Annotated in this window: 19 protein-coding genes; 14 read left to right on the top strand and 5 right to left on the bottom strand. The window is 66.6% G+C overall.

Going from position 1 to position 20713, the window contains the following annotated elements; translation table 11 throughout:
• Nucleotides 1-117: 117 nt before the first annotated feature.
• A complete protein-coding gene (locus QP552_RS11500) occupies nucleotides 118-2307 on the top strand; it encodes a TonB-dependent receptor (RefSeq protein ID WP_111111758.1) in 2190 nt (729 codons plus the stop codon).
• 337 nt (nucleotides 2308-2644) lie between these two features.
• On the opposite strand, the gene QP552_RS11495 is transcribed toward QP552_RS11500, so the two are convergent.
• A complete protein-coding gene (locus QP552_RS11495) occupies nucleotides 2645-3118 on the bottom strand; it encodes a MerC domain-containing protein (protein ID WP_111111757.1) in 474 nt (157 codons plus the stop codon).
• Between the two features lie 31 nt (nucleotides 3119-3149).
• On the opposite strand from QP552_RS11495, the gene QP552_RS11490 reads away from it, so the two are divergent.
• The 9 genes from QP552_RS11490 (at nucleotide 3150) to QP552_RS11450 (ending at nucleotide 11009) form a co-directional block, all read left to right on the top strand.
• Nucleotides 3150-3683, top strand: coding sequence for a DUF2796 domain-containing protein (locus tag QP552_RS11490; RefSeq protein ID WP_111111756.1), 534 nt, complete (start codon nucleotides 3150-3152; stop codon nucleotides 3681-3683).
• Complete coding sequence (locus QP552_RS11485; RefSeq protein ID WP_286073680.1) at nucleotides 3680-4375, top strand: ATP-binding cassette domain-containing protein; 696 nt, start codon at nucleotides 3680-3682, stop codon at nucleotides 4373-4375. The genes QP552_RS11490 and QP552_RS11485 overlap by 4 nt, the downstream gene beginning before the upstream one ends.
• Nucleotides 4368-5621, top strand: a complete 1254-nt coding sequence (locus QP552_RS11480; protein ID WP_286073679.1) for an ABC transporter permease — start codon at nucleotides 4368-4370, stop codon at nucleotides 5619-5621. The genes QP552_RS11485 and QP552_RS11480 overlap by 8 nt, the downstream gene beginning before the upstream one ends.
• A 2-nt stretch (nucleotides 5622-5623) precedes the next feature.
• Complete coding sequence (locus QP552_RS11475) at nucleotides 5624-6175, top strand: DUF3299 domain-containing protein (RefSeq protein WP_286073678.1); 552 nt, start codon at nucleotides 5624-5626, stop codon at nucleotides 6173-6175.
• Nucleotides 6165-6785, top strand: coding sequence for a DUF3299 domain-containing protein (locus tag QP552_RS11470; protein WP_286073677.1), 621 nt, complete (start codon nucleotides 6165-6167; stop codon nucleotides 6783-6785). Before QP552_RS11475 ends, QP552_RS11470 begins: the two co-directional genes overlap by 11 nt.
• Nucleotides 6785-7531, top strand: coding sequence for a hypothetical protein (locus tag QP552_RS11465; protein WP_286073676.1), 747 nt, complete (start codon nucleotides 6785-6787; stop codon nucleotides 7529-7531). The genes QP552_RS11470 and QP552_RS11465 overlap by 1 nt, the downstream gene beginning before the upstream one ends.
• Nucleotides 7532-7681: 150 nt before the next feature.
• Nucleotides 7682-9214, top strand: a complete 1533-nt coding sequence (locus tag QP552_RS11460) for an MFS transporter (RefSeq protein ID WP_111111750.1) — start codon at nucleotides 7682-7684, stop codon at nucleotides 9212-9214.
• Between the two features lie 4 nt (nucleotides 9215-9218).
• Entirely contained in the window at nucleotides 9219-9761 is a 543-nt protein-coding gene (locus QP552_RS11455) for a TetR family transcriptional regulator (protein ID WP_111111749.1), read from the top strand.
• Nucleotides 9762-10064: 303 nt separating this feature from the next.
• Complete coding sequence (locus QP552_RS11450; RefSeq protein WP_286073675.1) at nucleotides 10065-11009, top strand: IS481 family transposase; 945 nt, start codon at nucleotides 10065-10067, stop codon at nucleotides 11007-11009.
• Between the two features lie 81 nt (nucleotides 11010-11090).
• Here the strand turns inward: QP552_RS11450 and QP552_RS11445 are convergent, their stop codons facing one another.
• Nucleotides 11091-11972 (bottom strand): AraC family transcriptional regulator, encoded by an 882-nt coding sequence (locus QP552_RS11445; RefSeq protein ID WP_286073674.1) that lies wholly within the window; start codon nucleotides 11970-11972, stop codon nucleotides 11091-11093.
• A gap of 106 nt (nucleotides 11973-12078) precedes the next feature.
• Between QP552_RS11445 and QP552_RS11440 the strand changes: the two genes are divergently transcribed.
• Nucleotides 12079-12615 carry a peroxidase-related enzyme gene (locus QP552_RS11440; RefSeq protein WP_111111747.1) on the top strand — a complete coding sequence of 179 codons (537 nt, stop codon included), beginning with the start codon at nucleotides 12079-12081 and terminating at the stop codon, nucleotides 12613-12615.
• Nucleotides 12616-12753: 138 nt separating this feature from the next.
• On the opposite strand, the gene fdhD is transcribed toward QP552_RS11440, so the two are convergent.
• Nucleotides 12754-13593, bottom strand: a complete 840-nt coding sequence (gene fdhD / locus QP552_RS11435; RefSeq protein ID WP_286073673.1) for a formate dehydrogenase accessory sulfurtransferase FdhD — start codon at nucleotides 13591-13593, stop codon at nucleotides 12754-12756.
• A gap of 244 nt (nucleotides 13594-13837) precedes the next feature.
• Between fdhD and QP552_RS11430 the strand changes: the two genes are divergently transcribed.
• From QP552_RS11430 to QP552_RS11420, 3 genes are all read left to right on the top strand, one after another.
• Nucleotides 13838-16123, top strand: a complete 2286-nt coding sequence (locus QP552_RS11430) for an FdhF/YdeP family oxidoreductase (protein WP_286073672.1) — start codon at nucleotides 13838-13840, stop codon at nucleotides 16121-16123.
• 25 nt (nucleotides 16124-16148) lie between these two features.
• Nucleotides 16149-16490: a hypothetical protein gene (locus tag QP552_RS11425; protein WP_345782981.1), complete on the top strand. Its 342-nt coding sequence runs from the start codon at nucleotides 16149-16151 to the stop codon at nucleotides 16488-16490.
• Between the two features lie 115 nt (nucleotides 16491-16605).
• On the top strand, nucleotides 16606-17145 hold the full coding sequence (locus QP552_RS11420) for a DUF411 domain-containing protein (RefSeq protein ID WP_286073670.1): 540 nt from the start codon (nucleotides 16606-16608) through the stop codon (nucleotides 17143-17145).
• A gap of 115 nt (nucleotides 17146-17260) precedes the next feature.
• Here the strand turns inward: QP552_RS11420 and blaL1 are convergent, their stop codons facing one another.
• Nucleotides 17261-18133, bottom strand: coding sequence for a L1 family subclass B3 metallo-beta-lactamase (gene blaL1 / locus QP552_RS11415; RefSeq protein ID WP_286073669.1), 873 nt, complete (start codon nucleotides 18131-18133; stop codon nucleotides 17261-17263).
• Nucleotides 18134-18229: 96 nt separating this feature from the next.
• Nucleotides 18230-20653 (bottom strand): TonB-dependent receptor, encoded by a 2424-nt coding sequence (locus QP552_RS11410; protein WP_286073668.1) that lies wholly within the window; start codon nucleotides 20651-20653, stop codon nucleotides 18230-18232.
• Nucleotides 20654-20713 lie beyond the last annotated feature (60 nt).

Raw genomic sequence — 20713 nt, 5'->3', positions numbered from 1 at the left:
ATGGAGCAGCGCCGCCTGGAATGGAGTGGCGGCTCGGCGCGAATGTTACAGGATAACACTCCTGTTCCGCGCCGCCGTCGCCCGCGCGCCCGCAACTCCATCCGCCGAGGTTCTCCCTTGAAGTCGTCCACGCCCGCTGCCGCCCTGGTCGCAGCATCCCTTCTCATTTCCGCACTTCCGGTACGCGCCCAGCAGTCCACGCCAGCTACGCTGGATGGTGTCCGTGTCACTGGCTCCAAACGCGACACCCCTTACCTGAAGAGCGATCTGTCGGTGACGGTGCTCGATCGGCAGGCCCTCAAGGAGGCCGGAGTCACCGAGTTCCGTGATCTCGATAAGCTCGCCCCGAACGTGAAGTTCAACGCGATGGGCCAGCTCAGCAACATGTTCATCTCGATCCGTGGCATCGAGTCCAATCCGTTCCTGGTCAACCGCGCCTCGGTCTATATCGACGGCATCCCGTTCCGTGAGCTCAGCAATGCCGTGCTCAACCAGGTCGAGTCGGTGGAGGTGCTGCGCGGGCCGCAGGGCACGTTGTACGGTGCCAACAGTGAATCGGGCCTGGTGCTGGTGCGCACGCGTGGCCCCGCCGATGCACGCGAAGGCGAGATCAACGTGCGCAGCACCTGGTTCGGCAACGGCAATGGCACCGCGCTGGACGGCTTCGTCGCCGGCCCGTTGAGTGGTGATGGCCGGCTGTCCGGCTCGGTGGCCTTCATGGGTTCGGACGAGGATGCGTACCTGAAGAACCTCACGCCGTCCGGGGCGCGGGGCAAGGTGGGCGAAGGATACCTGCAGGGCAAGCTGCGCTGGCGGCCGAGTGACTACGTTTCGGTGAATGCGCTGGCCTACCACCTGCGCACGCGCGCGCCGGGCATGTTCGAGTATGAATACCTGCCGCTGGATACCGGCCTCTACAACCGCACCTACGGGGCATCGCTCAATGGCGGCCGCCACGCAGGTGATTTCACTTACATCAATGACGCGCCCAAGCGCACCGAGAAGGACGAAACGGTGGTGGGCCTCAGCGCGCAATGGCAGCTGCAGGCCGGCACGCTGGACGTGGCTGCTTCCTGGCGGGACGAGGAGGTGACCTCGGCCGGCTATGACTTCGACATGACCAACAGCCCAGCACTGGCGGGCCGCATCTACGACAGGAAGAAGGAATGGACGGCCGAGGCGCGCTTCAGTTCGCCCAGCGACCAGCCGCTGACCTGGATGGCAGGTGTGTCGACCTATCACAACAGCAAGGATTCGATCCTCGGTACCTTTGTCGGCCCGGCGCTGCGTGGGCTGGACAGCTACAACCTTGCACCGCGGCAGACCTCCAGGGGCGAGGACTACAGCGTGTTCGCCACCGCCAGCTACACCTTCCCCGCGCTGCCGAAGCTGACCGCCAGCGCCGGCCTGCGGCATGAGCAGGCGCGGCGTTCCACCGAGCAGCGTGCCGGTGCGCTGGACCTGGGGGCCGGTGGGCGCGTGCTGTACCGCGATGCCGCGCTGGCGCATACGTTCTCGGCCACGCTGCCGCGGGTGTCGCTGCGCTACGACGCCACTGACGACCTGTCGTTCTATGCCGCGTCGGCCAAGGGCTACATTCCGGGCGGCTTCAATCTGGCTGCGGCGCAGAGCGATGTGGTGAACGACAAGGTGCTGCGCTATGAGGCCGAGCGCATGTGGAGCCATGAGCTGGGCTTCAAGATGAACCTGGCCGGTGGGCGCGGGCACATCGGTGGCGCGCTGTTCCACATCACCTCGGACAACTGGCAGGAGATCCAGGTGGCCACCGATGCCAACGGCCGTCCGATCTCTTCGGACTACGTGGGCTCGGATGCCTCGATCCGTTCGCGCGGTGCCGAGCTGGAGGGCGTGTTTGAAGTGCTGCCGGGTTTCACGCTGATGGCGAATGTGGGCTATGTCGATGCGAAGTACACCAGGCTGTGGGTCAGCGTTGACCAGAACCTGGATGGAAAGCGGGTCAAGCTGACGCCGCACTACACCGGCTACCTGGCCGCGCGCTACCAGTTCGAGTCCGGCCTGTATGCGCGGTTGGAGTCCCAGTTCACCGGCTCCAGCGCATTGGATGAGCGCAACCGCGCGTTCCAGCCGGCCGTTGCCGTATTCGGTGCGCAGGTGGGTTATGAGACCGGGCCGTGGACTGCGCGGGTGTTCGTCCAGAACCTCACCAACAAGCGCCGCATCAACGGCTTGATCTTCGACAACCTGGCGTTTGGCCGCGACGGCAATTACTACGGCCCGGTGGACAGCCCGCGGATCTTTGGCGTGGAAGTGGGGTACCGCTTCTGAAATGCCGACGGTAGATCCACGCCATGCGTGGATGGCGAAATGCCCACCGGGCATGGCCTGGCACTACTGGAAGATAGCGGTAGATCCACGCCGCGCGTGGATGGGGCGTTCCTGCCGGGCATGGCCCGGCACTACTGGAAGGTGGCAGTAGATCCACGCCATGCGTGGATGGCGAAATGCCCGCCGGGCATGGCCTGGCGCTACTGGAAGGTAGCAGTAGATCCACGCCATGCGTGGATGGTGAAATGCCCGCCGGGCATGGCCCGGCGCTACTGGAAGGTAGCGGTAGATCCACGCCATGCGTGGATGGGGCGTTCCTGCCGGGCATGGCCCGGCACTACCGGGTGCGCAACGCCCGTCGATTGCCAATGTGCGCCGTCGCCAGCAGGACGCCACCGGATGCGGTGGCCACGCCATGCCAGAGCAGTGATTCCTTCAGCGGCAGGTACAGCGAGGCCGACAACAGAAGGGCAGCACCGATGCAGGCCAGCCGCAATGGCCACCAACGGCCATGCCGGTGCAGCCCGGCGCTCGTACTGGTCATTGCCAGCGTCGAAGCGAGCAGCGCGAACAGCCACTCCCAGCGCGACATCATCAGCAGCAGCGTCATCACGCCATGGCCGGGGTGCTGGAACGAGCGCAGCGCCATCATTGCCGCTGGCATGAACGCCAGTAGCAGGGGCAGGGCGATGCAGTGCGCGGCGCAGGCCAGTGACAGCCAGGCGCCGGCGAGATCGATGCGGGGGTGCCAGCGTGCCGAAGTTGGCGGCTGGGCTGGAGCCCTTGCAGGCGTCGTGGGGATGTGGTCCATAATGTTACATAGTAACAATTGGAGTCTCCCCATGAAGCTTCCTGCTGCTCTTTTCCTGCTGCTGGCTGCCGGCGCCGCGCAGGCCCACGACATCCGTCAGCACGCGCCGCACGTGCACGGCCAGGCCACCGTTGATGTTGCGCTTGACCAGAAAATGCTGGAATTCGCCCTTCAGGCCCCCGGCATCGGCATCCTCGATTACGAGCGACCGCCGGCCAATACCGCCGAGCAGGCCGCGCTGGATCGCGCTACGACGCTGCTGAAGGGCGGCAGCTGGGTTACCCTGCCCACCGCTGCAGACTGCCGCCTGACCAGCAGCAAAGCCGATGCCGAGGGCTTCGATGCGACTGCCGCCGCGCCATCGGCAGGACAGCACCGGCACGCGGGTTTCACTGCCACTCTGCAGTACCGCTGCGCGAATCCGGCCGCGTTGCGCGCCATCGTCATGCGGCTGCCCGTGCTGTTCCCGGGCCTGCACGAAGTCATCGTCAACAGTGCGACAGCCAACGGCCAGAATCGCAATGTACTGACCCCCGACAACCTTCGCGTGGTGCTGGCCCCGTGAGCACAGCACCGGTGATCGCTCTGGAAGACGTGCAGTTCGGCTACGGCATGCGCCTGGTGCTGGACATCCCGCGGTTGTGGATCGAGCAGGGCAGCAGCGTGCTGCTGCGCGGAATCAGCGGCGGCGGCAAAAGTACCTTGCTGGGTCTGCTGGCCGGTGTGCTGCTACCCGACAAGGGCCGTGTCGAAGTGGCAGGCCAGTCACTGCAGGACATGGGAGGGGCGGCGCGGGATCGTTTCCGTGCCGATCAGCTGGGCGTGATCTTCCAGCAGTTCAATCTGCTGCCGTTCCTTACCGTGCGCGACAACATCGCGCTGGGCCTGCGCTTCTCGCGCCTGCGCAGCGCACGCATCAGCGGCCCGCTGGATGCCGAGATCGCCCGCCTGCTGCAGGCCCTGCAGTTGGACCCGGCGCTGATGCAGCGGCGCGCAGGCACGCTCAGTGTTGGCCAGCAACAACGCGTGGCGGCGGCACGCGCCCTGATCGGCCGCCCGGCGTTGCTGCTGGCCGATGAGCCCACCTCGGCGCTCGACCGCGAAGCGGCGACCGCCTTCCTGCAGCTGATGTCCGCGCAGTGCCAGGCGGCTGGCACCACGGTGCTGGTGGTCAGCCATGACGACAGCCTGCAGCCGTTGTTCGACCGCACCATTTCACTGTCCGAGATCAACCAGGCAGGTGCCGGCCATGTTTGAGCTTGCCTGGGCCAGTCTGCGCAGCCGTGCGTTGAGTGTCGGCCTGACCGTGCTGGTCATCACCCTCAGCGTGGTGTTGCTGCTGGGCGTAGAACGTGTGCGCACGCAGGCGCACGAGGGTTTCGCCAGCACCGTGTCGGGCACCGACCTGATCGTCGGTGCGCGTTCGGGGCCGGTGAACCTGCTGCTGTATTCGGTGTTCCATATCGGCGACCCGACCAACAACGTGTCCTGGCAGTCCTATCAGGAGCTGTCCGCGCTGCCGCAGGTGAAGTGGGCGGTGCCGTTGTCGCTGGGCGATTCCTGGCGTGGCTACCGGGTGGTCGGCACCAGCGGTGGCTATTTCGACCACTATCGCTATGGGGCCGGCCACGCGCTCGCGTTCGCGCAGGGGCGTCCGTTCGATGATCTCTACGACACAGTGATCGGCGCGGAGGTGGCACGCGCGCAGAAGGTCGGTCTCGGCGATGAGATCGTACTGGCCCATGGCACTGGCGCGGTCACCCTGGCTACGCATGCCGACAAGCCGTTCCGCGTTGCCGGCATCCTGCAGCGCACCGGTACGCCGGTCGATTCATCGGTGCTGGTTTCATTGCCGGCCATCGAGGCGATCCATGTCGACTGGCGGTCGGGCGTGCAGCTGCGCAGCCAGAGCGTCAGTGCCGAGCAGGCGCGCCACCTGGACCTGACCCCGACCAGCATCACCGCCTTCATGCTGGGCCTGAACTCGCGCATCGCCACGTTCTCGGTGCAGCGGAGGATCAACGAATACCCGGACGAGGCGATGCTGGCGATCCTGCCCGGTGTGACCCTGCAGCAGCTGTGGCAGTCGCTGGGCACTGCCGAGCGGGCGTTGCAGCTGATCAGCGCGATGGTGGTGCTGCTGGGCATGGTCTCGCTGGTGGCGCTGCTGGTCTCGACCCTGCAGGAGCGGCGGCGCGAGATGGCGATCCTGCGTGCCACCGGTGCGCGGCCGGGTTACATCGCCGGCCTGCTGGTGGTCGAGGCGGTGGCGACCAGTGCCGTGGCCGGCCTGCTGGCCCTGTCACTGTTGGTGGCCGCCAGCATTGCCGGTCGCGGCTGGGTGCTGGCCACCTTCGGCCTGTCGATCACCCATGTCTGGCCGGATGGCCGCGAACTGGCATGGGTTGCGGGCGTGCTGCTGATCAGCGCCGTGGCCGGGCTCGTGCCGGCATGGCTGGCCTACCGGCGCACCGTGGCCGATGGCCTTTCACCGGGAGGCTGAGCATGCGCTGGATGCTGTGGTTGCCGATGGTGCTGGCACTGGCCGCCTGTGAGCGGCCGGTGGATACCGGCGTGCAGGCCTTGCCGCCCTCGCCGGTGGTCGACCGCGGTGATCCTGCAGACGTTGCAGAACAGGAGCTGGATTGGCTGCAGATGATGCCGAGGGACGAGCTGGCCGCGCTGGAGCGGGGCGAGGGCCCGGAAGTGGAGCACAACGGCAACCGGCGCATGCCGCAGTTCGGCACCTTCCGCACGGTGGATTCGGTACTGCAGCGTCCGGTGCGCCTGCCAGGCTACGTGGTACCCCTGGCCAACGCGCAGGACGGGCGGCTGACCGAATTCCTGTTCGTGCCGTACTACGGCGCCTGCATCCACGTGCCACCACCGCCACCGAACCAGATCGTGCACGTGGTGCTGCCACGCCCGATCGAGATGCCGGACATGTACTCGCCGTTTTTCCTGGCCGGCACCCTGCGCGCCGAACGGCTGGAAGACGATCTGGCCGGTTCGGCCTACACCATGCGCGACGCACAGCTTAGGCCCTATGAACCGTAGCCACCTGCTGCTCATGCTGGGATGCCTGTGGTTGGCGGGCTGCACGTCGCCGGGCAGCGACGCCGTTGCGGTCACGTCACAGGAAAAGCCGGCACCCTCGGCCATGGCCGAAGCGCCCGTCGACCGCTGGGATGCACTGCGGCCCGACGAAATCACCTACCAGCGCCCGCCGCCGCAGATCGGCCTGTCACGCAATGGCATGGACGGCGTGGGCGGCCTGATCGACGACACTGGCTCCGGCACGCCACCGGGGCAGGAGATCGACCATTCCAGCCCGGATCGCGCCAAGCAGTTCGGCTCCTCGCGTGTGGTCGATGCCGTAGACGGCCGCGCCGTGGACCTGGACGGCTACGTGGTACCGCTTGGCACCAACGATGCCGGCCTGGTCGATGAACTGCTGTTCGTACCGTTCTATGGCGCGTGCATCCACGTGCCGCCACCACCGCCGAACCAGATCATCCACGTGACCCTGGCCACGCCGATCGCGCTGGGCGACCTCTGGGATCCATACCGGCTTGCCGGGCGTCTGCAGGTGAAGCGTTTCGATGCGGATATCGCCAGCGCGTCCTACGATGCGGCGGCGGCCACGCTCTCGGCGATCCACAACTGATGCGCAGGCGCTGGATCATTGCTGCCGGGGGGCTGCTGGCGGCGCTCGCGCTGCTGGTGTGGTGGCAACGGCAGTCTGCACCCACCGCGCCGCCGGCGGTGGCGTTTCCGGCACCAGCGCCGGATGCCAGCCAGCGCATCGAACAGTACCTGGGCGACGACCATGCGTTCCGCAACGACGTGCTGTTCCTGCTCGCGGCAACCCTGCGTGATCGCTGCCAGCCGGCGCAGGCGGGATTGCTGGCGCGCATGGCCAATCGTGCATCACTGCCGGTGCTGGCGGCGGTCAGCGCGGTGACCCAGCAGGATCCATCGCTGGACCGGCCGATCTACCAGTACATCCAGCATCGCGCCGATGCCACGCAGTGCGGCCAGCCGCTGCAGATGCCGTTGGGCGGTGGACGCAGCATGGCGGTGGACATCGAGCAGTACGCGCGCACCTTCCCCGACAGCTATTTCGACCCGCAGCGCAGCAGCGAGCCACGCGATTTCGGTGGGTTGTCGTTGCAGCAGCGCGCCGGCAATGCCTGCAACAGCGTGGTGTACTCGGTGCTGCCGCTGGGTGGTGCCGACTGGCGTTGCAGCAGCCTGCGGGCGAATGCGCGTTCGCGGGTGCGCGGCTTATGCGAAGACGAGCTGCGGCGCCAGCATGGGGGGACTGGTGGAGAGCTGGACATGGCCGTGGGGCAGGGCATGCAGGGGGCCGTGGTATCGGCGATCGCCGCGTTGCCGAAGGACTGCCGATGAAGGTTCCATTCCGCAGGGCATGGCCCGGCGAGACGGAGGCGGGAAGATGAACATTTCCCGCCAGGCAACCTGAATTGCTGACCGGAGGGTCATAACTATACAGGACATCCGGTATAGTTATGGCCGTACTTCACCCCATCAGGTTGTCCCATGGCTCTGTCCCAGCCCTTGGCCGGTGCTCCGGCCCTGTCGCGTGCCCGTCGCTGGGCACTGTTGTTCACCGTCGCTGCCGGCCTGTTGCTGGTCACGCTGGACAACTCCGTGCTCTACACCGCACTGCCCACGCTGACCGAGGAACTTTCGGCCAGTGCCGGGCAGGCGCTGTGGATCATCAATGCCTATCCGCTGGTGATGGCCGGCCTGCTGCTGGGCGCCGGCACGCTGGGCGACCGCATCGGCCACCGCCGCATGTTCCTGATCGGTCTTGTGGTGTTCGGCATTGCCTCGCTGGCGGCGGCCTTCGCTGGAACTGCAGCGCAGTTGATTGCCGCGCGCGCGTTCCTCGCGGTCGGTGCGGCAGCAATGATGCCGGCCACGCTGGCGCTGATCGGCCTGAGCTTCCATGAGGAGCGCGAGCGCAACATCGCCATTGCGATCTGGGGCTCGGTGGCCATCGTCGGTGCGGCGCTTGGCCCGATCATCGGTGGCTGGTTGCTGCAGCACTTCTGGTGGGGGTCGGTGTTCCTGGTCAACGTCCCTGTGGTCGTGGTCGCATTCGTGGCCACGCTGCTGCTGGCGCCGGAAGGCCAGCGCGATACCTCGCGGCCCTGGGATCTTGTCTCTTCGCTGCTGGCATTGGCCGCACTTTCCGGTCTGGTGCTGGCGATCAAGTCGCTGATCGCCACGCCGCCGTCGTACGCACTGGGCGCTGCTGCGCTGCTGTTGGCCGTAGTGACCGGCGCGGCGTTCGCTCGCCGCCAGCAACAGCTGCCGTACCCGCTGCTGGACTTCGCGATCTTCCGCAACCCGGCGTTCCTGGCCGGCACGTTGTCGGCGGTGTTCACCTTGTTCGCGATGGCAGGCCTGCAGCTGGTCACCACCCAGCGCTTCCAGCTGGTGGCGGGCTTTACGCCGCTGCAGGCGGGGCTGCTGGTATCGGTGGCAGCGCTGGGCAGCCTGCCAAGTGCGCTGCTGGGCGGCAGCATCCTGCATCGGGTCGGCCTGCGTCCGTTGATCTGCGGCGGCCTGGCTGCGGGCGCGCTGGGTGTCGGCGTGGTGGCGTTCGGCTTCCCGCACGGGCTCGGCTGGGTCGTGGCGGGCATGGCGATCACCGGTTTCGGCATGGGTTCGGCCATCTCGGTGGCGTCCACCGCCATCCTCAACAATGTGCCGGCACATCGGGCAGGCATGGCCTCGTCGGTGGAAGAAGTGTCCTACGAGTTCGGCGGCCTGCTGGCGGTGGCAATGCTGGGCAGCCTGAGCGCGGCGATGTACAGCGCATTCCTGCCGGTCTCGGCCGATATGCCCGCGCTTGCCCGCGAAGGCTTCACCCAGGCGCTGCATGCCGCGCGCGAGAGTGGGCAGGGCGAGTGGTTCGTGCTGGCGGCGGCCGCGTATGACCGCGGCTACCAGATCGTGCTGCTGGTGATCACTGCGATGCTGGCGCTGGGCGCGGCGATCATCGCGCGCCTGCTGCGCGGCCGCGTCGGCAGCCGCGAGGGCGCGGCCGATCGCGTAAAATGAAGCGATGAGAACCAGCAAGCGCGATCGCATCCTCGACGCCGCCGTCAACGTGATCAATCGTGACGGCGTGCGCGCGGTGACCTTCGAGTCGGTGGCGGCCGAGGCCCAGCTGACACGTGGTGGCCTGCTGTACCACTTCCCGTCGCGCGAGGCGCTGCTGCGGGGTATCGACGAACACCTGGTGCATGCCTGGGAGACGTCGATGGAAGCGTTGCTGGGCAAGACCGCCGAGCAGGCCACTGCGCTGGAGCGTTACCAGACCTTCGTGCGCGTGTCGGCCCAGAGTGCCACCCGTGCCGAGCTGATGTTCATGCTCGAGTCGGCCGACCCGGACGCCGATGAGCGTCCGTGGGGGCCGGCAGTACGTCGTTGGGCACCATCCGCACCGGAGGCTGGGAATGTCGATGCGACGACGCTCGACAATTTCGTGGCGCGGCTGGCCGCCGATGGCCTGTGGATCTACGAGGCGATGTACGAAGGGCAGCTGGACGAAGGCGTGCGCGCCCGTGTTGCCGAGCGCATCGCCGGGTTGCTGGCGAAGGGCTGACCACGGTGGCGCTGCATTTGTAGAGTCGACTGTCGGTAGAGTCGACTGTTAGTCGACTGCTCTTCAACCAGACCACGAAAACCCCGCGCTTCGCGCGATAGTCGACTGACAGTCGACTCTACCCCTCATCCATCTAACCAGCCTGCGCCGTTGCCGAGCGCATCGCCGGGTTGTTGGCGAAGTCGGATGAATCGCCGCCCTTGTAGAGTCGACTGTTAGTTGTGATCTCTCTGTAGGTTGTTCATCCGGGACATCTTTGGAAAATGGTGGTTACCACACCTCTCCAGACCCCAAAGAGCCCGGATGAACCCCCATAAAAATGCCCGTTTGACCGTCCATAGTCGAGCACTTCTTGTTCGCCGCATCCTCCACGAGGGCCTGCGCCCAGAAGAAGCAGCCCAAGCATGCGGCGTAAGTGTGCGTACGGCCTACAAATGGCTGGCCCGATTCCGGGAATTGGGGGTGTCGGGGCTGGAAAACCGCAGCTCACGCCCTCACCGGACACCACATGCCACATCTGCACCGGTGGTCGAGCAGATCAAGGAGTGTCGCCGTAAACGGCAGACCTATCTGACCATCTCCAAAGCCTTGGGGATCGGCCACAGCACCATTTCCAGGCTGATGCGCGCCCACGGCCTCAATCGTTTGTGCCGGCTTGATCCGCCCAAGGAGGTCATCCGATACGAATACGATCAGCCCGGAGGGCTGCTGCACCTGGACATCAAGAAGCTGGGCAACTTCCAGCAGCCGGGCCATAGAACCGACGCCAAGCGCCGAGGAAATGCCGGTGGCGGAGGCTGGGGCTACGTCCACGTGGCCATTGACGATCACTCCCGGGTCGCCTTCAGCAGCGTCCACCCCAACGAACAGGGCGAAACCGCCTGCCAGGCGTTGCTGGGCGCTCTGCAGTACTACGCCAGCCTGGGAATCACCTTCAAGCGGATCCTGACAGACAACGGTGCCTGCTATCGCTCCACCGCCTTTGCCAAGCTGCTCAAATCCCTTGGGATCAAGCACATCAGAACCAAGCCCTACACGCCGCGGACCAATGGCAAAGCCGAGCGCTTCATCCAGACCAGCCTGCGCGAGTGGGCTTACGCCTGCGAGTACGCATCCTCGGACCAGCGCAATTCCGTGTTGAGCCAATGGCTGCACCACTACAACTGGCACCGTCCCCATATGGCGATCGGCGGCCAGCCACCTATCTCCAGAGTGCCGCTGAACAACGTAGTGGGTTTACACAGTTAGTCGACTGCTCTTCGCTCAGACAACGAAACCCCCGCGCTTCGCGCGATAGTCGACTGACAGTCGACTCTACCCCTCATCCATCTACCCAGCCTGCGCTGCGCTCGCGGCCAACCACGCCCTCGGCGATACCCCCAGCCGCTTGCGGAACGCCTTCGACAGCGACGCGGTATCGGCAAATCCCACCTCGATCGCCACCTGCTTGACCGCCACGCCGGCCCTCAACTGCGCGCAGGCCAGGCTCAGCCGCCAGTCCAGCAGATAACTGGCCGGCGTCGCCTGCATCACCTCCTTGAACACTGCCGCGAAGGCGCTGCGCGACATCCCGGCAGTCGCGGCCATGCGTGGCAGCGTCCATTCGTCCTGCGGCGCTTGGTGCATCGCCACCAGCGTACGGGCCAGCCGCGCATCGGACAGCCCCCGCATCAACCCGTGGCTGACGCCGGCCGTATCCGGGTGATCGACCACCCACCGCAGGATCTGGATCAGCGCCACCTCGAACAGGCGGTTGGTCAGCAGCCGTGACCCGCAGCGCTGGCGATCGGCCTCGGCGAACAGGAGGTGCAGGGTGTCATCCAGTTCGCCGATCGCGGCCAGCGGCACCACCATCACCGGTGGCAGTGACTGCACGATCGGATTGCGCGCGCCACCATCGAAATCCAGCGTGGCGCAGGTGAAATCCGGACCATCCAGCGGTGCATTGAAGAACACATGGTGCAGCGGCTGCGGATACAGCAGCAGGCTGGGTGTGTCGATCTTCAACCGGGGCAGTGCGGCATCACCGTCGGGATGACGAACCTCCATTTCACCCTGGCGCAGGATGTGCAGGAAGGCACGACCGGGCTGCGGCTCGAAGACATGGCGCCCGCACAGCGGACCGCTGTGGAACAGCGCGGCCTGCACCCGGAAGCGCTCCAGCAGGGAGGAGAGGCGGTCGGGTGGGGAGGTGTCGGCGGGCGTGATCATGGATGAATGGACAATATGTGCGGCTGATTGCGCCTGATTCGTCCTGCGAGTCTACCTAGGATGAGCGGGTCGTCCAATCCCGGGCGCTTTCCCAAGGAGATCCACCATGTCCCGTGTCCCCCTGATCGATGCCGCCAACACCACCGCTGACCGCCAGGCCCTGCTGGGCCAGGTCCACGCTGCCTTCGGCGCCACCCCGGCCATGTTCCGCGCCGTGGCCAACTCGCCAGCTGCCCTGCAGAGCATGTGGGGTTCGTTCGGCGCGCTGGGCGGCGGTCGCCTGTCACCGCTGCTGGGTGAGCAGATCGCCGTGGCCATCGCCAACCGCAATGCCTGCGAGTACTGTCTGGCAGCGCACACCGCGCTGGGCCGCAAGGCGGGTGCCAGCAGCGAGCAGATGGCCGCCGCGCAGATCGGCCAGTCCAGTGACCCGGCTACCGCTGCTGCACTGGACTTCGCGCTGAAGGTGGTCGAGCAGCGTGCGCGGATCACCGATGGCGATGTGCAGGCGCTGCGGACGGCCGGTTTCGACGATGAGCAGATCGTCGAGATCCTCGCCCACGTGGCGCTCAACCTGTTCACCAATTACGTCAACGTAGCATTCGACGTGCCGGTGGACTTTCCGAAGGTGGCGCTGCGCTGAGATGCGGTTCGACCCGGGCCGGTCTGAATGGAGCCGGCCGGGTAGAGTCGACTGTCAGTCGACTATCGCGCGCAGCGCGGGGTTTTCGGGGGCTGAACGAAGAGCAGTCGACTGACAGTCGACTCTACCCAGTCGATGCTACTTGTCGTTTGCCTGCAGCCGCTCGGGATGGGTATACACATTGAATCCGCTTTCCCGTGCGAACCCGACCAGGCACAGGCCTGCACCACGGGCCAGGTCGATCGCCAGCGCGGTCGGTGCCGAGACTGCCGCCAGCACGCTGGCGCCGGCCCGCACGGCCTTGCTGACCATCTCGTAGCTGGCACGGCTGGAAATCACCAGCAGGCCGCCCTCGATCGTGTGTTCGTTGTGATGCAAGGCGCCGATCAGCTTGTCCAGCGCGTTGTGGCGACCGACATCCTCGCGCACCCAGCCGATGCGGCCGCTGGCATCGGCCCAGGCCGCGGCATGGGTCGAGCCACTCACCGCATTCATCGGCTGATGCTGCACCAGCGTGGCCAGCGCCCGTTGCAGGGCTGCCGGTGAATAGGTCCGGCGCTCACGCACCTCGGGCAGTGGCCGCAGCACCTCTTCCAGTTGGCGTGTACCACACAGGCCACAGCCGCCGCGGCCGGGCAGCAGGCGCCCATTTGCCGGATCCAGGCCGGCGCCGGGCGCATCGTCGGTCACCGCCATCTGCAGTTCGATGCCTTCCAGTTGCGGGTGGATGTCGATCGACAGCAGCTGCGAGGGCGTAGCGATCAGTCCCTCACTGAGCGAGAAACCCAGCGCGAAGTCTTCCAGGTCGCAGGGCGTGGCCATCATCACTGCGAAGGCGGCGCCGTTGTAACGCAGCGCCACCGGCACTTCTTCGGCCACCACATCGACCAGCGGCTGTTGCCCCTCGCTGCGCCAGCGCTGCAACGGGCGCTGGGCCGTGCCGGCAGGCGGGGTGTGCGATGGGGGCGAATCAGGCATGCAGCGCGTCCGGACAAGGGAGATACGCAGGTGGTGGACCACCCACGGCATCGAGAATAGCGCAGTGGCCACGCGCTGACGCAGGTGTAACCGTTGTCATGGCAGGCTGCTCTGAAAACAGCGTGCACCCACTGGCGAAGCGGCGTGGGCCGTGCTTGACTGTGGGGCTGGCCGTGCCATCGAATGCGCCGCCCGACCGCGTTGTGCCGATTGTTGCTGCGTTCCTCCCGCCAGGTTCCCGAACATGTCCGAGCAGAAACCGCCGCGTTACAAGCCCTACAACCAGCCCGCCGGTGGGTGGGGTGCCGCCGGCGCCACCGCCAAGGTGCTGCTGCAGCAGAGCGTGATCGGCAAAGGCTCGAAGGCGCTGCTGGCGATGAACCAGCCCGGCGGCTTCAAATGCCCCAGCTGCGCGTTCCCCGATGCCGACGAACGCAAGAAGCTGGAGTTCTGCGAAAACGGTGCCAAGGCGCTGGCCTGGGAGGCCACCCAGTTCCGCGCCGGCCGTGAGCTGTTCGCGCAGCACACCGTTACCGAACTGATGGCGCAGACCGACTACTGGCTGGAGATGCAGGGCCGGCTGACCGAGCCGATGCGCTACGACGCGACGACCGACCACTATGTGCCGTGCAGCTGGGACGATGCCTTCGCGCTGATTGGCCGCCATCTGCAGGCGCTGGACAGCCCGCACCAGGCCGAGTTCTACACCTCCGGGCGCACGCCCAACGAAGCCGCCTTCCTGTACTCGATCTTCGTACGCGAGTTCGGCACCAACAACTTCCCGGACTGCTCGAACATGTGCCACGAGCCGACCAGCCGCGGCCTGCCACCGGCCATCGGGGTGGGCAAGGGCACCATTGTTCTGCAGGACTTCGAGCACGCCGAGGCGATCTTCGTGATCGGCCAGAACACCGGCACCAACTCGCCACGGATGATGAGCAACCTGGTGGAAGCGCGCAAACGCGGCATTCCGATCGTGGCGGTCAACCCGATGCCCGAGCGCGCGCTGATCCGCTTCGCCGAGCCGCAGGACGTGGTGCAGATGGCCACGTTCGGTTCGACCGAGATCACCAGCGAGTTCGTACACATCCGCATCGGTGGCGACCTGGCCCTGATCAAGGGCATGATGAAGGTGATGTTCGAGCGCGAAGCGCAGGGCGAGCGCGTGCTCGACCATGACTTCCTGGCCGAACACACGGTGGGCCTGGAGGCGCTGCGCGAGGACGTGATGGCGCAGGACTGGGACGAGATCGTGCGGGTCTCCGGCATCACACAGGCGCAGATCCGCCGCTGTGCGGAGATCTACATCCGCTCCAACGCCACCGTGATCTGCTACGGCATGGGACTGACCCAGCACCAGTACGGCTCGCGCCTGCTGCAGCAGGTGGCCAACCTGCTGTTGCTGCGGGGTAACTTCGGCAAGCCCGGTGCTGGCATCGGGCCGATCCGCGGCCATTCCAATGTGCAGGGCGACCGCACCGTCGGCATCGACGAGAAGCCCAAGCCGGCCTATCTGGACCGCGTGCAGCAGGTGTTCGGCTTCGACCCGCCGCGCGAGCACGGGCACCACGTGGTCGAGTCGATCGAGGCGATGCTGGATGGCAGCGCCAAGGTATTCATCGGCCTGGGCGGCAACTTCATCCATGCCGTGCCTGATACGCCGCGCGCGTACGAGGCCATGCGCGGCCTGGAGCTGACCGTGGGCATCGCCACCAAGCTCAACCGTGGGCACCTGGTGCATGGCCGCGATGCGCTGATCCTGCCAGTGGTGGCGCGCTCGGAGCGCATCGTTACGCCGGCCGGCGAGCAGTTCGTCACCATCGAAGATGCGATGTCGAACGTGACCGCGTCGCGCGGCGTGCTGGAGCCTGCCAGCGCCGACGTGCTGCCCGAGGTCGAGATCGTCTGCCGCATGGCGATGGCAACCCTGCCGCACAGCAGGGTCGACTGGGCACGCTGCATGCACGACTACGGCCCCATCCGTGAGCTGATCGCTGCCGTATACCCGGAGATCTACACCGGCTTCAACGAGCGCATCCAGCAGCCGCATGGTTTCCACCTGGACATCCCGCCGCGCCGCCGCGCATGGCCCACGCCCAATGGCAAGGCCAACATCCTGGTGATGCCCGGCCTGGACGTGGACGATCCCGTGCACGACCAGGACATGCTGCGCCTGGCCACTGTCCGTTCGCACGACCAGTACAACACCACCATCTACAGCTACAACGACCGCTATCGTGGCGTGTACAACGATCGCATGGTGCTGTTCATGAACATCGAGGACCGGCTGGCGCGCGGCCTGGAGAAAGAGGCGCTGGTCAGCCTGGAGACGATCAGCGGCGATGGCGTGCAGCGGCGCATCGAGGGCCTGACCGTACTGGACTACCCGATGCCGCGCGGCGCGCTGGCCGGCTACTACCCCGAACTGAACCCATTGCTGCCGCTGGGCTACTACGACCGCATCAGCGGCACGCCCGCAGCCAAGTCGATCCCGGTGCGGATGAGTGCAATGGCGGCGGCGATTGCGTGACGCGCGCATCGGCTATCATCCGCATGTGAACCTGCCTGGCCTGCTGCTGCGATGGATGCTGCTCGTTGCCCTGGTGCTGAATGCACCGGCGCTGGCGCTTGCCGCAACTTCGTACAGCGGGCCGGCCAGCCAGGACCAGTGCACAGCACCGCACCCGGCCGCGATGGCTGCAGCGGGCTGCTGCGATGATGCAGCCCCCACAGCCTGCCAGAGCGGTGAGTGCGAATGCCCGCCGGCCTGCCTGGGCATGCTGGCGACATTGAACGGAACGCCGGCCTCGCCCTGGCGCGAGGCGCCTGCTCCGGCCAGTACCCCTCAACACGCGCCGCCGCCAACGCCGGACCCGATGCGGCCTCCGATCGTGTGATTTCCTGCAGGCCCCACGCGCCTGCCATGACTGCTCGACTCGATCTCGACTCTGCCTGCGCCTTCGATGCGCGGGCGGCGGGCGTTGTTGCCCGCATCTGCAAAGGAATCACTCAATGAACCGTACTCTTTCTCTTGGCCTGCTGCTGGGCACCGTACTGGCCACGGCTGCCTGCGCGCGTGCCGCCGAAAAATCGCCTGCCACGCCGGTTGCCAGCGAAGCACCGGCGATGCCGGCCCAGGTCAGCCCGGCCAAGATCGATCCGGCCTTGCCGGTGGCCATCGTGCACAAGACCGCCAGCTGCGGTTGCTGCGGCATCTGGGTCGATCACCTGAAGGCCGCCGGCTTCCAGGTGGATGTGCGTGACACCGACGACATGAACCCGATCAAGGTCCGCCTGGGTGTACCGGTCGGCAAGGCGTCCTGCCATACCGCCGAGATCGGCGGGTATGTGGTCGAGGGACACATCCCGGCCGAGGACATCAAGCGCCTGCTGGCGGAGCGTCCCGCGGCGCGTGGTCTGGTGCTGCCCGGCATGCCGGCCGGTTCGCCGGGCATGGAAATGCCCGATGGCTACGTGCAGCCGTACACCGTCGAGCTGGTGCGCGCCGACGGCAGCACCGAGCCGTACGCCCAGCACGGGCAGGGGGGCTGACAGGCGGAGGTGCCGGTGGTTCTGACCGGCACCTTTCGATGCGCTCTCTGTAGAGCCGAGCCCATGCTCGGCTGCTTTCTGCCAGCAAGCCGAGCGTAGGCTAGGCTCTACAGGATCAGCGGTGTGCCGCAGATTCCTTGGCCAGTTGCGCGTCGAATTTCTTCTCGGCCCCATCCGCGTAGGCCTTGCAGGTCAGTGCGTTGGCGCTGGCCTTGCTGCCGGCGGCATAGTTCCAGTTGCTGGCACCCGGGTGCGGAGTCAGCAGCAGATCGCAGGGCAGGCCGCGCACGGTAGTGAAGCTGCGCTTGTAGTCCTCGATCAGGCGCGGATAGCGGGGGTTGTCCTTGAGCTGGTAGCCCGGCGCACTCAGGCTGTCGGCGTAGGCGATGCGCACCGGCTTGCCATCGTGGCTATCGGTCCAGGTCCACGCGGTGCTTCCCGGCGTGTGCCCCGGCATGAAGTGCGCGGTGAAGTCGATGCCGCCGATGGAGACCACTTCGCCATCCATGATGATGCGGTCGGCGCTGGCCGGCGGATAGGTGATACCGTCGCCAAAGTGCAGGTCGTCGCTGCCGCCACGCGCCAGCAGCACGGCCGATTCGGCGTTGGCCACCACGTTCGCACCGGTACGGCGCTTCAGTTCCGCCACCGGCCCGGCGTGATCGGCATGCGCATGGCTGAGCAGGATCAATCGCAGGTCCTGCGGGGCCACGCCGCGCAGCTTCATGTTGTCCAGCAGGTGACCGGCCATCTGTGGCATGCCGCCATCCAGCAGCACTGCGCCCTCGGCGGTCTGCACCAGCAGAGCGGTCAGGTCCTGCGTGCCGATCTGCCAGGTGTGATCAGCAATCTGCAGCGGCGCCATCGGCTGCAGCCAGGACGTGTCCACCGTGTAGGCCCGCAGCTGCGGCAACGGCGCTTCGGCGGCGCTGGCGTGGATGATCGGAAGTACGGCCGCAACGGTGAGGGTGAGCAGAGGGAAACGCATGATTCACGTCCGTTTGAAGGAGGCCCAGAAACTAGCATGGGCCTCCTTCAGCGCGTCTCGCATAGATTTCATGGCTCCCATAAGGGCGCCGATGGCTCAGTAGCGGTACTGCCACCCCAGCGTCAGCACCCGGCCGCGGCCGGAGAAGTAACTTGGGTTCGACGGCGTGGTCTGCGAGTAGTAACTGATGTACTGCTTGTCCGCCAGGTTCTGCACGCCCAGCGTGAACGCGTGCTTGTCCAGCGTGTAGCGCGCGACCAGGTCCACCGTGGTGTAACCCTTGAACTCCGCCACGCGCGCGCCACGCAGGTCGAAATTGCGGTCGAAGGCATGGCTGGCCTGCAGGCGGGTGCTGAGCTGCGGCGTCCAGCCCTGTTCCCAGAACGCGGTCAGCCGGTTCGGCGCGATGTTGACGCCGGCCAGGTCGCTGTCGAGGTGACCGTCGATGTCGGCGTCGTAGCGGCCGTTGGCACGGGCATAGCCCAGGCCGAGCCGGCTGTCGCCAAGCCGCAACCGCAGGTTGCTTTCAAAGCCCTCCACGCGGGTCGCCTGGCGCTGCACTGCGTAAGCATCGATGCCCGGGTCATAGACCAGCACCGAACCCAGCTTCGATTCGGAGGTGTAGTAGGCGATGTCGCCGCTGAAGCGGCCATCGTCGTACTCCAGGCCGATCTCGCGGTTGTCCGACACCACCGGCGACAGGTCGATGAGGCTCTCGACGCGCTGGCCGTCGCGGTTGATCGCGCGCAGCACGCGGCCGACGTCGGCCACGGTGTATCCCTCCGAGTAGGAGGCATAGGCGTTGAGGCGATCGTTGATGTACCAGACCGCGCCGAAGTTGGGCAGGGTCTCGCTCATGGTCGGCTTGCCGCCGGCCACCTTGCGCGCGCCGTAGCGAGGCAGGGTGGTGTAGTCCCCCACCTCCAGCTCGCCCTTTTCGTAGCGCAGGCCGCCGGACAGCATCAGGTGGTCGGTTGGCCACCAGTGCAGCTGCAGCAGCGGCGACAGGCTCTGGTAGATGGTCAGCGGTACCCAGTTCATGCCGCTGGCCAGCAGCACCTGGTGGGTGCGGTCACGCACGCCGTCCAGGCCCAGGGTCACATCCAGCGTGGTATCGGCGATGCGGCTCCAGCTCTGGGTCAGCTTGAAGCCGCGCTTGTCCGATTCGTTCTGGGTCTGGTCCCAGGCGGCGTTGGCACCGGTGTTGCCCCACGGGTCCCACTGGCTGGCGCCATAGCGGCCCTCGAAGTCCACCGCGAAGGCCTGGGCCTGGAAGCGGCCACCGAGCAGGTCGGCGGCGCTGTAATCGACAGTCAGGGCGCGCGAGCGGTTCATCGGTGGGTCCAGCGGCGTGTCACCGCGCACCGAAATCGTCGGGCGGCCGCTGCGGAAGTCGCCGTTCACCGCGAAGTAATTGTCCAGCCCCCGCAGCTCGTAGCGGTTGGCCATCAATTGCAGGCGGTGGCCTTCGGCAATGTTCCAGCCCAGCTTGGCGAACACGTTCGATGAGGTCGAGTCCATCAGCTCGCCCTGCGCGTTGGTGCCGATCGATCGGCCCTCGCCGTCGTGGTACAGGCCCTGTTTTTCATAGGCCAGGCCGGCAACCAGGTCGAACTGTTCGCCGCGCACGCCCACCAGGGCCGAGCCGCGCTGGCCATTGTCATCGTGGCGGCTGGGCAGGGCGGAGCTGTAGCTGACATTGGTGTCGAGCAGGAACGCGCCCGGCTCGCTGGGTGCGCTGCGGGTGATGATGTTGACGATGCCACCGGTACCGCCGATGCCCTGCAGCGCGTTGGCGCCGTGGATGACCTCGATGCGTTCGATCATCGCCGGGTCGATGGTGTGCGAATCCCGTGAGCCGTCACGCAGGGGGGTGGACTGTGGCACGCCGTCGACCATGTAGAGGATGCCGCGGCCACGCATTGTTTCGCCGTAGTTGGACATCTTCTCGCGCGCCGGGGCAAACGCCGGGATCTGTGACGACAGCACCCGCGACACATCCGAACCCAATGCCAGCTGCTGGGCGATGTCCTCGCGGGTCAGCACCGTAATGGTGTTGGGCATCGCGGTCTCGCCCTGCGGCATGCGAGCGGTCGAGGCCGAGACCGTGACACGGGCCAGCGAGGTCGGATTGGCCGGCGCGGCGGGGCGTGCCGTTGCGTTGGGCCTGGCCTTGGCCTGCGCAGCAGTTGCACTGACCACGAATACCCCGGGGGAGCGTTCCTGCAGGGTCAGATCGTGGCCCTGCAACAGGCGTTGCAGCGCTTCGCGCGGTGCATAGCGGCCATCCAGTGCCGGCGCGCGGCGGCCATTCACGCTGTCGGCGGCGAACAACAGCTGGATGCCACTCTGGCGCGCCAGCGCATTGAGCGACGCATGCAGCGGGCCGGCGGGCAGGTGAAGCTCGACGGGCACGGATGCAGCGCTCTGCGCCATGGCGGGCAGGGCCGCGCACAGGCAGGCGGCGAGCAGGGCAGGGGCCAACCGGCGCAGGGCGGCAGGCGGGACAGGGCGGGTCATGCAGGGTCCTTCGGAGGGGTTCAAGCAGCTGCCGGATGGGACGACGCGCAACCCACCCTC

Source organism: Stenotrophomonas sp. 59, from assembly GCF_030291095.1.
GTDB classification, from domain to species: Bacteria; Pseudomonadota; Gammaproteobacteria; order Xanthomonadales; family Xanthomonadaceae; genus Stenotrophomonas; species Stenotrophomonas maltophilia_Q.
The sequence above is the reverse complement of the archived record's forward strand: the minus strand, read 5'-3'. Positions and strand labels throughout refer to the sequence as shown.

Excerpts from the sequence above, each read along its gene's own strand:
- QP552_RS11495 (WP_111111757.1), bottom strand. The coding sequence starts at position 3,118 with ATGGACCACATCCCCACGACGCCTGCAAGGGCTCCAGCCCAGCCGCCA.
- QP552_RS11490 (WP_111111756.1), top strand. The coding sequence starts at position 3,150 with ATGAAGCTTCCTGCTGCTCTTTTCCTGCTGCTGGCTGCCGGCGCCGCG.
- QP552_RS11480 (WP_286073679.1), top strand. The coding sequence starts at position 4,368 with ATGTTTGAGCTTGCCTGGGCCAGTCTGCGCAGCCGTGCGTTGAGTGTC.
- QP552_RS11475 (WP_286073678.1), top strand. The coding sequence starts at position 5,624 with ATGCGCTGGATGCTGTGGTTGCCGATGGTGCTGGCACTGGCCGCCTGT.
- QP552_RS11470 (WP_286073677.1), top strand. The coding sequence starts at position 6,165 with ATGAACCGTAGCCACCTGCTGCTCATGCTGGGATGCCTGTGGTTGGCG.
- QP552_RS11465 (WP_286073676.1), top strand. The coding sequence starts at position 6,785 with ATGCGCAGGCGCTGGATCATTGCTGCCGGGGGGCTGCTGGCGGCGCTC.
- QP552_RS11460 (WP_111111750.1), top strand. The coding sequence starts at position 7,682 with ATGGCTCTGTCCCAGCCCTTGGCCGGTGCTCCGGCCCTGTCGCGTGCC.
- QP552_RS11455 (WP_111111749.1), top strand. The coding sequence starts at position 9,219 with ATGAGAACCAGCAAGCGCGATCGCATCCTCGACGCCGCCGTCAACGTG.
- QP552_RS11450 (WP_286073675.1), top strand. The coding sequence starts at position 10,065 with ATGAACCCCCATAAAAATGCCCGTTTGACCGTCCATAGTCGAGCACTT.
- QP552_RS11445 (WP_286073674.1), bottom strand. The coding sequence starts at position 11,972 with ATGATCACGCCCGCCGACACCTCCCCACCCGACCGCCTCTCCTCCCTG.
- QP552_RS11440 (WP_111111747.1), top strand. The coding sequence starts at position 12,079 with ATGTCCCGTGTCCCCCTGATCGATGCCGCCAACACCACCGCTGACCGC.
- fdhD (WP_286073673.1), bottom strand. The coding sequence starts at position 13,593 with ATGCCTGATTCGCCCCCATCGCACACCCCGCCTGCCGGCACGGCCCAG.
- QP552_RS11430 (WP_286073672.1), top strand. The coding sequence starts at position 13,838 with ATGTCCGAGCAGAAACCGCCGCGTTACAAGCCCTACAACCAGCCCGCC.
- QP552_RS11420 (WP_286073670.1), top strand. The coding sequence starts at position 16,606 with ATGAACCGTACTCTTTCTCTTGGCCTGCTGCTGGGCACCGTACTGGCC.
- blaL1 (WP_286073669.1), bottom strand. The coding sequence starts at position 18,133 with ATGCGTTTCCCTCTGCTCACCCTCACCGTTGCGGCCGTACTTCCGATC.
- QP552_RS11410 (WP_286073668.1), bottom strand. The coding sequence starts at position 20,653 with ATGACCCGCCCTGTCCCGCCTGCCGCCCTGCGCCGGTTGGCCCCTGCC.